12 protein-coding genes are annotated in these 12568 nt (G+C 72.6%); 4 read left to right on the forward strand and 8 right to left on the reverse strand.

Features of this window, described 5'->3' with window-relative positions:
- Window positions 1-91: 91 nt before the first annotated feature.
- A complete protein-coding gene (locus tag ACN28F_RS12345) occupies window positions 92-892 on the reverse strand; it encodes a DUF2993 domain-containing protein (protein ID WP_289208115.1) in 801 nt (266 codons plus the stop codon).
- 83 nt (window positions 893-975) lie between these two features.
- Entirely contained in the window at window positions 976-1953 is a 978-nt protein-coding gene (locus ACN28F_RS12350; protein WP_289208116.1) for a hypothetical protein, read from the reverse strand.
- A gap of 556 nt (window positions 1954-2509) precedes the next feature.
- Between ACN28F_RS12350 and ACN28F_RS12355 the strand changes: the two genes are divergently transcribed.
- The 3 genes from ACN28F_RS12355 to mshD all read left to right on the forward strand — a co-directional run bounded on the left by ACN28F_RS12355 (window position 2510) and on the right by mshD (window position 5330).
- Window positions 2510-3226, forward strand: a complete 717-nt coding sequence (locus ACN28F_RS12355) for a winged helix-turn-helix transcriptional regulator (protein WP_289208117.1) — start codon at window positions 2510-2512, stop codon at window positions 3224-3226.
- A 219-nt stretch (window positions 3227-3445) separates the two neighbouring features.
- On the forward strand, window positions 3446-4363 hold the full coding sequence (locus ACN28F_RS12360) for a polysaccharide deacetylase family protein (protein ID WP_421357817.1): 918 nt from the start codon (window positions 3446-3448) through the stop codon (window positions 4361-4363).
- 52 nt (window positions 4364-4415) lie between these two features.
- A complete protein-coding gene (gene mshD / locus ACN28F_RS12365) occupies window positions 4416-5330 on the forward strand; it encodes a mycothiol synthase (RefSeq protein ID WP_421357819.1) in 915 nt (304 codons plus the stop codon).
- Window positions 5331-5401: 71 nt separating this feature from the next.
- Here the strand turns inward: mshD and pstB are convergent, their stop codons facing one another.
- From pstB to ACN28F_RS12395, 6 genes are all read right to left on the reverse strand, one after another.
- Entirely contained in the window at window positions 5402-6181 is a 780-nt protein-coding gene (gene pstB / locus ACN28F_RS12370) for a phosphate ABC transporter ATP-binding protein PstB (RefSeq protein ID WP_289208120.1), read from the reverse strand.
- Window positions 6182-6201: 20 nt separating this feature from the next.
- The gene (gene pstA, locus ACN28F_RS12375; protein ID WP_289208121.1) at window positions 6202-7266 is read right to left on the reverse strand and encodes a phosphate ABC transporter permease PstA; all 1065 of its coding nucleotides are present in this window, start codon (window positions 7264-7266) and stop codon (window positions 6202-6204) included.
- Window positions 7263-8294, reverse strand: coding sequence for a phosphate ABC transporter permease subunit PstC (gene pstC / locus ACN28F_RS12380; protein WP_289208122.1), 1032 nt, complete (start codon window positions 8292-8294; stop codon window positions 7263-7265). Before pstC ends, pstA begins: the two co-directional genes overlap by 4 nt.
- Window positions 8295-8412: 118 nt before the next feature.
- Window positions 8413-9516, reverse strand: coding sequence for a phosphate ABC transporter substrate-binding protein PstS (gene pstS, locus ACN28F_RS12385; RefSeq protein WP_289208123.1), 1104 nt, complete (start codon window positions 9514-9516; stop codon window positions 8413-8415).
- A gap of 240 nt (window positions 9517-9756) precedes the next feature.
- Complete coding sequence (locus ACN28F_RS12390) at window positions 9757-10221, reverse strand: hypothetical protein (RefSeq protein ID WP_282225308.1); 465 nt, start codon at window positions 10219-10221, stop codon at window positions 9757-9759.
- Between the two features lie 243 nt (window positions 10222-10464).
- Window positions 10465-11277: an NUDIX hydrolase gene (locus ACN28F_RS12395; protein WP_421361377.1), complete on the reverse strand. Its 813-nt coding sequence runs from the start codon at window positions 11275-11277 to the stop codon at window positions 10465-10467.
- Between the two features lie 206 nt (window positions 11278-11483).
- Between ACN28F_RS12395 and ACN28F_RS12400 the strand changes: the two genes are divergently transcribed.
- Complete coding sequence (locus ACN28F_RS12400) at window positions 11484-12455, forward strand: Gfo/Idh/MocA family protein (RefSeq protein WP_421357822.1); 972 nt, start codon at window positions 11484-11486, stop codon at window positions 12453-12455.
- The last annotated feature ends 113 nt before the right edge of the window (window positions 12456-12568 follow it).

The following is a 12568-nucleotide window of genomic DNA, read 5'->3' on the forward strand; positions in this document are numbered from 1 at the left end:
TCCGGCCGGTCACCGATCCGACCACGCACTGAGACGGCCGCCACGTCACCGGGTGACCAGGTGACCAGGTGACCGGATCCGGGCGCCGACCTCAGCCGAGGGCGCTCAGCGGCACGTCCTGGGCCGTCGCGGTGACCACCAGACCGGCCGGGGTCACGTGCACCTGCTGCAGGTCGAGCTGGAACGGCAGCTCCGGCAACGGTACGGCGATCGACAGCTGCTGCGCGTAGGCGTCGACGAAGCCACGGGCGGCGTCGTCGCCGGGCAGTCCCTCGGCGTCGAGGTTGGCGAAGCGCAGCAGGACCTGACCGTCGGCGACCTCCAGGTCGGCCGTGCCGGTCAGCACCACCTGCTGGCCGAGGATCTCCACGGGCGCGGTGACGGCGAGCTGGCCGTCGCGTTCGGACAGCTCGACGCCGGGCTGGTCGATCAGCGTGACCACGCTGCCGTACGCGACGGTGGCCTCGCCCTGCACGGTCTCCGCGACGACCTCGCCCTGGCCGGTCCGCAGGGTGTCCAGTGACGCCTGTACGCCGCGGGCGTCCACGTCCAGGGTCGGCAGCCGCACGCTGTTGCCGTTGACCGGGGCGGAGACGTCACGCAGCACGATCGAGATGGACCGGTAGTCGCCGGCGAGCACCTGGGTCAGGAACGGGAAGCCGCCGATCGAGACGTCCGGCTCGGAGGACTCGATGTTCTGCGCGGCGATCTGCTGCCGGATCTGGTCGGTGACCGCACGTTCGGCGTAGGCGACCGCCACCCGGTCGGCGACGACCAGGGCGATGCCGAGGATCACCAGCAGGACGGCGGCGACGACGAGCAGGCGACGCCCGGTACGTCGGCGGGGCCGGCTCCGAGGAGCTGGCTCCGGAAATGCCGGATACGTCGACACTGTCCCTCCTCGGCTGGGGTTCGTCGCGCCGTACCGTATCTACCCAACCTGAGTGCCCCTCACGCGGTCGGCGACCCGGACCGTCAGTTGAAGATCAGGACACCGAGGGCGTACGACAGCGGTGCGGCGAGCGCGAACCCACCGAGTGGACCCTGCATGTGCCGGGCCACCCACATCGTCGGCGGGTCACCGGCCATCTGCCGACTGGCCTCGGCGTACCCGGTGGCCAGGTCGACCAGCACGGCCGCGCTGGCCGCGACGAGGCCGACCACGGCGGCGGTCATCGGGGTGTAGCCGACCACGTAGATGCCGAGTACGGCACTGGTGAGCGTGCCGCCCATCGCGCCGAACACCACTCCGGCGGCGCCCCGGGGCACCTGTGGGGCGAGCCGGGGCCGGGACAGCACCGCGTCGGTGAGCCGGGCGAGCATCAGGGCGCTGCCGGTGCCGGCGAGCGCCACCACGATCGTCTGGGTGCCGCCGAGTTGCAGCCGGCTGAGCACGATGAGGGTGGCGAAGGCGACCGCGCCGACGACGATCTGCAGGTTGGCACCGAGCGACTCGGTGACCCGGGTCCGGTCGGCGGGGCGGACCAGCTGGGCGAGCACCGCGGCGACGAACCCGCCGGCGGCGGCGTACCCGACCGGGGCCAGGGTGGCGACCGTCGGCAGCAGCGCGCCGAGGGTGGCGCCGGCCGCGGCGGCCAGGCCGACACCACCGACCACCCACATCGCCGGTGGCCGAATCGCCAGCGTCCAGGAGATGACGAAGAGCAGCTGTACGCCGAAGACGACCACGGCGAACGGCAGCCGGGCGAGCCCGGGGCCGGCGGTCTGCGCCCCGAAGATCAGCCCCAACGCGAGCAGCACCGAGAACCCGGCGACGGTCAGCGACAGGGTCCGGCTGACCGGCACCGGAGCCGCCCGCGACGGCCCGTCGTCGTCCGTGGCGTCCCCGTCGGCCGGGCCGGCCGAGTCCCGACGTGGCGGGGCGGCGGCGTCCGGACGCGGCGGCGTCGCTCGGCCCGGCCCCGCTGCGGCTGGCGGCCGTACGGCGGCCACCGCCGCTGCCGCCGTACCGGGTGCCGGGGCCCGACCGGGGCCCGGCGGTGGGCCCGGCGGTGGACCGGGGACCGCCGCCCGGCCCGGTGACCCGCCAGGGCCAGGGCCGGGACCAGGGCCAGGGGCAGGGGCCCGCCCCGGCGTCGGGCCGGGAGCGCGGCCCGGCATCGGACCCGGTGCCGGGGCACGCCCGCCGGGCGTCGGCCCGGACGGCCGTCCGGCCGGGCCCGGCCGGCCGCCGTCGGGCCACTGGTCGCGGCCGGTCTCGGATGGCGTGGAGGGATACACGCCCCGATCGTGCCAGACCGGCCGGGCCGCCCGCTGGCGACGGCACGGTTGGTCGCGGTAGTGCAACCTTCAACCGTTATGGCCAACCGCACAGATGAACGGCTGGCCGCCCGGGTGTTTCCGGCACCTGATCGGTTAAGCTCTTGGCTTAACCACCCGTCAGCGAAGCCGGGGTCTCGACGCCGCTGTCTGCGGTGACGGCCGGTTCGGTCGTCAGCCCGCGGTCACCACGCGCGGCCAGGACAGGCCGCGAGGACGGAGGTGATGTGTGGAAATCCTGCTGCTGGTGACGGCCCGTGCAGGCGAGCCGTCGGCCGTACTGCCCGCACTCGACCTGCTCCCCCATTCGGTGCGGACCGCACCCCGTGACGTACGTACCCTGGTGTCCGGGCCCAGCCCCGACGCGGTCCTGGTGGATGCCCGGTCAGAGCTGTCCGAGGCCCGCGCGACCTGCCGGATGCTGCATGCCACCGGTCTGGGCGTCCCGCTGGTCGCGGTGGTCACCGAGGCCGGCCTGATCGCGCTCAACGCCGACTGGGGCGTCGACGACGTGATCCTGGCCAGCGCCGGCCCCGCCGAGGTGGAGGCCCGGCTGCGGTTGGCGGTCGGTCGGCTGACCAACGCCACGTCCGGTGCCGGCGGGCTGATCCGGGCCGGCGAGTTGAGCATCGATCCGGACACCTACGCCGCCAAGCTCAAGGGCCGGCCGCTCGACCTGACGTACAAGGAGTTCGAGCTGCTGAAGTTCCTCGCCCAGCACCCGGGCCGGGTCTTCACCCGCGACCAGCTGCTGCGTGAGGTCTGGGGTTACGACTACTTCGGCGGTACGCGCACGGTCGACGTGCACGTGCGGCGGCTGCGCGCCAAGCTCGGCTCGGAGTACGAGTCGATGATCGGCACGGTCCGCCAGGTGGGTTACAAGTTCGTGGTGCCACCGAGCCGCTCGCCGCTGCCCGACAACGAGCCCGCTCCGCTGCCCGTCTGACGTGGTCGCGCCGCCTTGCACAGGTGGTGACCGGCGCGCAGGCGAACACCGCGACATCAGCCGAGGCGTCATCCGGTTCCGTCCGGATGGCGCCTCGACTTTTATCGGAATGGACCCGTTTTAGGGCGCTATTGACCCATTCACCTCTCGTGACCCGCTGAACCGACCTAACGTCGCCCCCGACGGTGCGGATCCGGGAGGGCGATGGTGGCGGTGCTGGTGGGTTCCCGTGTGCTGGCCCTGGCGGCGGTGGCCGCTACGGCGGCGCTGACCAGCGCGTACGTGATCGGGTTCGGGACCGCACCGACCCGGGTGGCCGGCCCTGGCCCCAGCCCCACGCCGGCTCCGGCACCGGTGGTCACCCCCTCCGGCCACGACCCGGACCTCGGCCCGCCGCCGACCGTCGGACCAGCGACCGCCAACCCGGCGACCACCGGCCCGGCGGTGCCGCTGCCCGAGTACGCACCGCTGGCCGTCGACCGCAGCGGGCCGCACGGCACCCGACTGACCAGCGGCAGCGCCGCCGTGGCACTCACCTTCGACGACGGCCCCCACCCGGTGCACACCCGACAGACCCTCGACGTGCTGCGCCAGTACGGCGTCAAGGCCACGTTCTGCCTGGTCGGGCGGAACGCGGCGGCGTACCCGGAACTGGTCGCGGCGATCGCCGCCGAGGGCCACACCCTGTGCAACCACTCGTGGAGTCACGACTTCGCCCTCGGCAGCTACCCGCCGGCCGCGGTCCGGGCCGACCTGACCCGGACCTCCGAGGCGATCCGGGCGGCGGCCCCCGGCCACCCGGTCTCCTACTTCCGTCAGCCGGGCGGCTTCTGGACCCCGACCGTGGTCGAGGTCGCCCAGGAGCTGGGGATGGCCTCGGTGCACTGGACCATCGACCCGGCCGACTACCACCAGCCCGGGGCCGGCAGCATCACCGCCACCGTCACCGCCCAGGCCGTACCGGGCTCGGTGGTCCTACTGCACGACGCCGGCGGCAACCGCACCGGCACCGTCCAGGCACTGCGGACGATCCTGCCCAACCTGCGGCAACGCTTCCTCGTCGATGCGCTTCCACCGTTCGCCGAACGGGCCGATCAGCGAAGCCGCCGACTGCACCTGAAGACCGGCCAGATCTGACCCGCCGGCACCGCGCCGGACCGGCACCGACGCGGGCGTTACGGTGGGAGGCATGGCGGAGCCGGCGACCCGAACGAGTGTGACCGTCGACCGGTCCGACCGGCTCGACCCGGCCCAGGTCGACCGGGTGCTGACGCTGGCCCGGGCCGCCGCCGACACCGACGGTGCCGACCCGCTGCCCGAACAGGTCGTTCTCACGCTGCGCGAGGCGAGCGCCGCCCGGCACGTCACGCTGACCGGCCCGGCCGGCGACCTGACCGGGTACGCGCACCTCGACCCGACCGACCCGGCCGGCCCGGTCGGCGAGCTGGTGGTGCACCCGGCGCACCGGCGACGCGGGTACGGTCGCCGGCTGCTCGCCGGGCTGCTCGACGCCGCCGGCCCGACGGCCGCATTGCGCGTCTGGGCGCACGGCGACCACCCGTCAGCCGCTGCCCTCGCCCTCGACCACGACTTCGTCCGCGACCGGGTGCTGTTGCAGCTGCGCCGCAAGCTGACCGACCCGCTACCCGAGCCGACCCTGCCAGCCGGGGTACGGATGAGGTCATTCGTGCCGGGTCAGGACGACGCCGTCTGGGTGGCGCTCAACGCCACGGCGTTCGCCGACCATCCGGAGCAGGGCCGCTGGGGGCTGCCGCAGCTGCGGGCCAGGATGGCGCAACCGTGGTTCGACCCGGCCGGTTTCCTGCTCGCCGAGGACGCGGCCGGCCGGCTGCTCGGCTTCCACTGGACCAAGGTGCACGCCGACGCGGCGGTCGGCGAGGTCTACGTACTCGGGGTCGATCCGAGCGCCCACGGCGGCGGTCTCGGCCGCGCGCTCACCCTGGCCGGGCTGCGGCATCTGGCCGGGGCCGGCCTGCCCCGGGCGATGCTCTACGTCGACGAGTCGAACACCGCGGCGGTACGGCTCTACACCCGGCTCGGTTTCCTGCGCTGGTCGGCCGACGTCACCTACCGCCGGCCCTGAAACCGCGCCGGGCCTGCGCCGCGCCTACCGCCGGCCCTGACCCGCATCGGGTCAGGGCCGTTGCCCACCGGTCAGCCGAACCGGCCGGTGATGTAGTCCTCGGTCGCCTTGATCTTCGGGTTGCTGAAGATCTTCTGCGTGTCGTCCATCTCGATCAGCTTGCCGGGCTGGCCGGTGCCGGCGATGTTGAAGAAGCCGGTCCGGTCGCTGACCCGCGCCGCCTGCTGCATGTTGTGCGTGACGATCACGATGGTGAACTCGGTCTTCAGCTGGTGCATCAGGTCCTCGATGGCGAGGGTGGAGATCGGGTCCAGCGCCGAGCACGGCTCGTCCATCAGCAGCACCGCCGGCTTGACCGCGATCGCCCGCGCGATGCACAGCCGCTGCTGCTGCCCGCCGGAGAGGCTGGAACCGGGCCGGCCCAGCCGGTCCTTGACCTCCTCCCACAGGTTCGCGCCGCGCAGTGTCTGCTCGACGAGTTCGTCGAGCTCCGCCTTGCGCATCCGGCCACCGTTGAGCTTCACGCCGGCCGCCACGTTGTCGTAGATCGACATGGTCGGGAACGGGTTGGGGCGTTGGAAGACCATGCCGACCTGGCGCCGGACGGCGACCGGGTCGACGCCGACGCCGTACAGGTCGTCGCCGTCCATCGCGACCTTGCCGGTGACCCGGCCGCCGGGCACGACCTCGTGCATCCGGTTCAGCGAGCGCAGGAAGGTCGACTTGCCGCAGCCGGACGGGCCGATCAGCGCCGTCACCGACCGCGGCTCGATGGTCATGTCGACCTGCTCGACGGCTTTGAACGCGCCGTAGTAGATGTCCAGGTCGGAGACTTCGATTCGCTTGGCCACTTGAGGGGTCCTTTCCGCGTTCAGCGGCTGTTCGGCAGGGAGAAGAACCGGGAGATCAGACGGGCCACCAGGTTCAGTGCCATGACGAGGATGAACAGGGTGAGCGCGGCGGCCCAGGCGCGGTCCACCCCGAACTCCGGCCGGGACCCGGGGATGCTGTACGAGTAGTAGGTGAAGACCGGCAGCGAGGCCATCCGACCGTCGAACAGGTTGGAGTTGAGCGCCGTGGTGGCACCCGAGATGATCAGCAGCGGGGCGGTCTCGCCGATCACCCGGGCGATCGACAGGGTGACGCCGGTGGCGATGCCGGGGGCGGCGGTCCGCAGCACCACCCGCAGCACGGTGCGCCACTTCGGTACGCCGAGCGCGTACGAGGCTTCCCGCAGCTCGTTCGGCACCAGCTTGAGCATCTCCTCGACCGAGCGGACCACCACCGGCACCATCAGCACGGACAGGGCGACCGAGCCGCCGAGGCCGAAGCGGATGCTAGGGCCGAAGAAGAGCGCGAAGAAGGCGAACGCGAACAGGCCCGCCACGATGGACGGAATACCGGTCATCACGTCGACCAGCAGGGTCACCCAGCGGGCCAGCCGGCCCCGGCCGTACTCGACCAGGTAGACGGCGCACATCACGCCGATCGGGACCGAGATGAGCGCCGCCGCGCCGGTCATCAGCAGGGTGCCGACGGTGGCGTGCAGCGCACCGCCGCCCTCGCCGAGCACCCCGCGCATGTCGCTGGTGAGGAAGGTCAGGTCGAACCGGTTGATGCCGTTGCTGGTGACGGTGATCACCAGCGAGAGCAGCGGGAGCATGGCCAGCGCGAAGGCGAGGGCGACCAGCACGGTGACGAAGCGGTCCTTGGCCCGCCGACCGCCCTCGACCCGCCAGGAGACCGCCGGCAGCGCCACCAGGGTCAGCAGCACGCCGAACACGACCGACAGCGCGATGGACAGGCCGAGGCTGAGCCCGCCGAGCAGGCCCACGGACAGGCTGACGCCGACCACCGCCCACGGCGCCCAGGTGGGGAGCACGCCGCTGGTGAGCGAGTTGGTGGCCACCGCCCGGGGCGGGGTGATGGTGGTCATGCGTTCGCTCCCGAGAAGTCACGCCGGCGGGCGACGACGGCCCGGGCGGCGAAGTTGACGGCGAAGGTCAGCGCGAACAGCACCAGGCCGGAGGCGATCAGCGCGTTGACCGCCAGGCCGCTGGACTCGGGGAAGTCGAGGGCGATGTTGGCGGCGATGGTGTTGCTGTTGACCGAGTCGATCAGGTTGATGGTGACCACGTCGTACGCGGAGAGGATCATCGCGACGGCGAGGGTCTCGCCGAGGGCCCGGCCGAGGCCGAGCATGCTGCCGCTGATGATGCCGGAGCGGCCGAACGGCAGCACGGTCATCCGGATCATCTCCCAGCGGGTGGCGCCCAGCGCCAGGGAGGCTTCCTCCTGCAGACGCGGGGTCTGCAGGAAGACCTCCCGGTTCACCGCCGTCATGATCGGCAGGATCATCACCGCCAGCACCAGCCCGGCGGTCAGCATCGTCCGCCCGGTCGTCGAGGTGGGGCCGGCGAAGAACGGGATGAAGCCGAGGTACTCCTCCAGCCAGCGGTAGACCGGCACCACCTGCGGGGCGAGGAAGGCGATGCCCCAGAGTCCGTAGACGACACTGGGTACGGCGGCGAGCAGGTCGACCAGGTAGCCGAGCCCGGCGGCGATCCGGCGGGGCGCGTAGTGCGAGATGAACAGCGCGATGCCGATGGCCAGCGGGGTGGCGACCACCAGGGCGATCACGGCGGCCAGCACCGTGCCGAACAGCAACGGACCGACGTACGCGAGGAAGCCCTCGCCGCCGGGCAGATCCTCGGCGTCGGCGGTGAGCGCGGGGAAGCCTTCGTAGAGCAGGAAGGCGGCGACCGCCGCGAGGGTGACGAGGATCAGTACGCCGGCACCGACGGCGGTGCCGGAGAAGATCTGGTCGCCGATCCGTTTGCCGGACCGGCCCCGACGACGGTCCGTGACGATCGGCGACTCGTCCGGTGACGTGCCGCGCGGCGAGCCGCCCGGCGGCGGATCGCTCGATGGGGTACCGCTGGTGGCGGTGGCGGGCTTTGTCACGGGTTACGCCTCCTCAGGCCGTGTCGTGACGGTGGGGGTTCGGATACGCCGCAGGTCCGGACGGCCACCGGGTGACCGTCCGGACCTCGAGTCGACGGGACTGGACGTGGTGCTGGACTCAGCCGGCGACGGTGATCGCGTCGATGGCCTGCTGCGCCTGGGTCCGCAGCTCGGCGGAGATCGGCGCGGAGCCGGCGTTGTCGGCGGCGGCCTGCTGGCCCTCCTCACTGATCAGGTAGTTGAAGAACGCCTTGACCAGGTCGACGGTCTCCTGGCTGTCGTAGTTGACGCAGGCCAGCTGGTAGGAGACCAGCACGATCGGGTAGACGCCGGCCTCGGTGGTGTCCCGGGGCAGGTCGATCGCGAAGCTGAACTCCGGGCGGCCGGAGACGGTCTCGGCGGCGTCGACGACGGCCGCGGCGGCCTCGGCCGAGTACTCGACGAAGTCCTCGCCGACCTGGACCGCGGCGACACCGAGGTCGGTGGCCTGGGAGGCGTCGATGTAGCCGATGGTGCCCTCGCCGGAGCGCAGCGCGGCGGCCACACCCTGGGTCTGGGCGGCGGCCTCACCGGTCTGGGTCGGCCAGTCGCCGGAGACCTCGTACGGCCAGTCGGCCGGGGCGGCCTTGGCCAGGTAGTCGACGAAGTTCTCGGTGGTGCCGGACTCGTCGGAGCGGTGCACGGCGGTGATCGCCAGGTCCGGCAGGGTGGCTTCCGGGTTGAGCTCGGCGATCGCCGGGTCGTTCCACTTGGTGATCTTGGTGTCGAAGATCTTCGCGATCACCGAGGGCGACAGGTTCAGCGTCTCGACGCTCGGCAGGTTGTATGCCACGGCGATCGGGCTGATGTAGCCGGGGAACTCGATGAAGCCCTGGTCGCCACAGGTGGCCAGGGCCGCGGCGATCTCCTCCTCGTCGAGGTAGGCGTCCGAACCGGCGAACTGGGTGCCGCCGGAGGTGAACTGCTCGCGGCCGCCGCCCGAGCCGATCGGGTCGTAGGTGACGGTCGCGTCGGGGGCCACGGAGGTGAATCCGGCGATCCACGCCTCCATCGCGGCGCCCTGCGAGGAGGCGCCGGCGCCAGCGAGGGTGCCGCTGACCGAGGTCTCGGAGCCGTTACCAGACTCCGAGCCGTTGTCGCCGTCGTTGCCGCACGCGGCCACGCCGAGGGTAAGCATGACGGCGGCCGGCAGGGCGGCCAGCCGGAGGGACTTACGATTCACGGTGCGTTGCCTCTCTGAGGTCGGGTGGCGAGTCACCGCCCGGGTAGCGGGGGCGAGTTCACCGTCTCGAACGCCGAGGACGGTACGAGCCGTGGCTAAACTGACGACCGGAGCATGGTGAACAGAAGGTGAACGGGACTTGTCTGGTCACCGGCAGCGCTGATTCGACGCTCGACTGTGACATAGCTCGCGCCGCGCGGCGACGTTCGGCCGATGCCCGGCCCGACCGCAGGTCGAGGCTCACTCAGCCGATTGCCGACTCCGCACCTGACGCCAGCGGCGTGCCTGCTCGGCGGTGACCCGGTAGGCGACCGCGCCGGAACGGCCCGGCTCACTGCGCGGCACCCGCTGCAGCGGCAGCCCCCACTTCGGATAGTCGTGGTACGCCTTGACGATCCGGGTCAGCCCACCCAGCGCGCCGATGACCTTGTCGACCGGGCTGTCCAGGGCGGCAGCGAGGTCACCGACCGCCAACGTCTCGCCCGGCCGGCTGGCGAGCAGGTCGAGGATCGCGAAGACGGTCTGGTGGGTGCGGGAGCGGCCCTGGGCGAACCGGCGCAGCTCCTCGACGGGCCATTCGCGGACCGCCCGGGTGGTTACCCGGGGCCGGCGGGCGGGCTTCGGGATCGGGCGCGGGCGCTGGTCGAGCTCCTCGATCAGCCGGGCGATGTGGCCGACGTACTCGGCGGGCACGGCGAGGTGCACCAGGTCGCCATCCTGCGACGACGCACCACCCGCGGCTGAGGTTCCTGGTCGTGGAGCCATCTGTCCCGTCCGGTCACGGCGACGGGCGGTGACCGCCCGACTCCCTGGATCGCGATTTGTGCGCGCCAAAGTATCACCGCTCGGTAACGCAAGATCATCTATTCGCGACCGGGGGTTGACACCGACCGCCGGGCCAGTCGGCCGCGTCGGTCGGCCGCCGGTCGGCCGGGCCAGTCGGCCGGGTCAGCTCGCCGCGACGACGAAGCTGACCGTCCCGTCCGGATCGACGTGCAGGTCCGGGGTGATCGGCCGGGCCGCGTCCCGGTCCGCCGAGGCGGCGAAGACCGCCGCCGGGTCGGCGTACGCACCGACCTCGGCGAGATTGACCCAGGTGGGCGGCAGCAGCTGCCACCGACCGGCCGCAGCCCGGCCCAACGCCTGCCGAGGCGTGACCCAGAGCCCGTGGTCGGCCTCGCCGGAGACCTCCCGGGTCGCCTGGCCGGCCGGCAGCCGGGCGACGAAGAAGTACGCGTCGAACCGACGCCGCTCGAACGCCGGGGTGACCCACCGGCTCCACGGGGCCAGCAGGTCCGACCGCAGGGCCAGCCGGTGCCGGCGCAGCAGCTGTGCGAAGCTCACCGTACGGGCCAGCAACGCCTGCCGCTCTTCCTCCCACATCGGACTGTCCACAGCATCGACCATTGTGGCCGAGTCTGAGCCGGCGAGCAGGACGCCGGTCTCCTCGAACACCTCGCGGGCCGCCGCGCAGACCACCGCGCGGGCCTGCTCCGGGGTGCTCCCCCACCGGTGCGCCCAGGTCTGCGGATCCGGCCCGACCCAGTCGAGGTCCTCGTCCGCGTCAGCCGGATCCACCCCGCCACCGGGGAAGGCGTACACCCCGCCGAACGCGACGGCCGGCACCCGGCGGATCAGGTAGACCTCGACCCCGTCGCCGCCCGGGTCGGCCGCCGGCCGCAGCAACAGCACCGTCGCCGCCAGCCGGGTCGGTGCCGGGGTGCGGCCGGCCGCGTAGAAGCCGCTGGCCTGCTCGACCATCGCCTCCGGTACGGCGAACCGCAACGGTCGCGGTGGCCCGACGGCCCCCGTGTCAGCGTCGTCGGCGGTGGCGATGGTGTCGTCGTCGGCGGGCACGCGCCCGAGCGTAGGCGTCCACCGGCCGGCCGGCCAGCACGCCCCGCCGACCCAGGGCCGGACGGTCGGCCCCGCCGGCACCGGGTCTGCTGGTCAGCTAGCGTGCCGGCATGACTCGTTGGGGAATTCTCGCCACCGGCGCCATCGCCGCCAGCTTCGTCGAAGACCTCCGTCTGCTGCCCGACGCCGAGGTGGTCGCGGTCGGCTCCCGCTCGGCCGACAGCGCCCGGACCTTCGCCGACCGGTTCGACATCCCCCGGGCGTACGGCTCGTGGGCCGACCTCGCCGCCGACGACGAGGTCGACGTCGTCTACGTGGCCACCCCGCACTCGGCGCACCACGCCGCCACCATGACCTGCCTTGACGCCGGGCGGGCGGTGCTGTGCGAGAAGCCGTTCACCCTCGACCTGGCCAGCAGCACCGAGCTGGTGCAGACCGCGCGGGCCCGGGACGTGTTCCTGATGGAGGCCATGTGGATGCGGTGCAATCCGACCGTACGGCGGGTGACGGAGCTGATCGCCGACGGCGCGATCGGTGAGGTCGTCTCGGTGCACGCCGATTTCGGGCTGGCCGGACCGTTCGCGGCGGAGAGCCGGATGCGCAACCCCGCGCTCGGCGGCGGCGCTCTGCTCGACCTGGGTATCTACCCGGTGAGCCTGGCGCATCTGATCCTCGGCCGGCCGGACGCGGTGCACGCCTGGGCGAGTCTGACCCCGGAGGGCGTGGACCAGAACACCGGCGTGCTGCTGGGCTACGACTCCGGTGCGGTGGCCGCGTTGACCTGCGGCATTGTCGGTGCCACGCCGGTGACGGCGACGATCACCGGCAGCACCGGCCGGATCGCGCTGCCGGATCCGTTCATCTGCCCGGACGAGTTCACCATCCGCCGGGGCACCGGCGACCCCGAGGTGGTCCGGGTGGTCGAGCCGGCCGGCAACGGCTACCAGTACGAGGCGGCCGAGGTGCACCGGTGCCTGGCGGCAGGGCTGCGGGAGAGCCCGCTGGTGCCGCACGCGGTGACCCTGGAGGTGATGGAGCTGCTGGACACGATCCGGGGCCAGATCGGCGTCAGCTACACCTGACCGCCGGGGCGGACGAGCCCGCCGCCGACCGGCGATTGGACGTCCCGCCGCCGGCCTGCTTCGAGTCGGCGGCGCGCGGTACCGGCTTGACGCCGACAGTTACCTCAGCAATC

It is taken from the genome of Solwaraspora sp. WMMA2101, from assembly GCF_049179175.1.
GTDB lineage: Bacteria > Actinomycetota > Actinomycetes > Mycobacteriales > Micromonosporaceae > Micromonospora_E.

Bases quoted from the DNA above. Each gene is read 5' to 3' on its own strand.
- pstA (WP_289208121.1), bottom strand. From the start codon at position 7,266: ATGACCACCATCACCCCGCCCCGGGCGGTGGCCACCAACTCGCTCACC.
- ACN28F_RS12395 (WP_421361377.1), bottom strand. From the start codon at position 11,277: ATGGTCGAGCAGGCCAGCGGCTTCTACGCGGCCGGCCGCACCCCGGCA.
- ACN28F_RS12400 (WP_421357822.1), top strand. From the start codon at position 11,484: ATGACTCGTTGGGGAATTCTCGCCACCGGCGCCATCGCCGCCAGCTTC.
- mshD (WP_421357819.1), top strand. From the start codon at position 4,416: ATGGCGGAGCCGGCGACCCGAACGAGTGTGACCGTCGACCGGTCCGAC.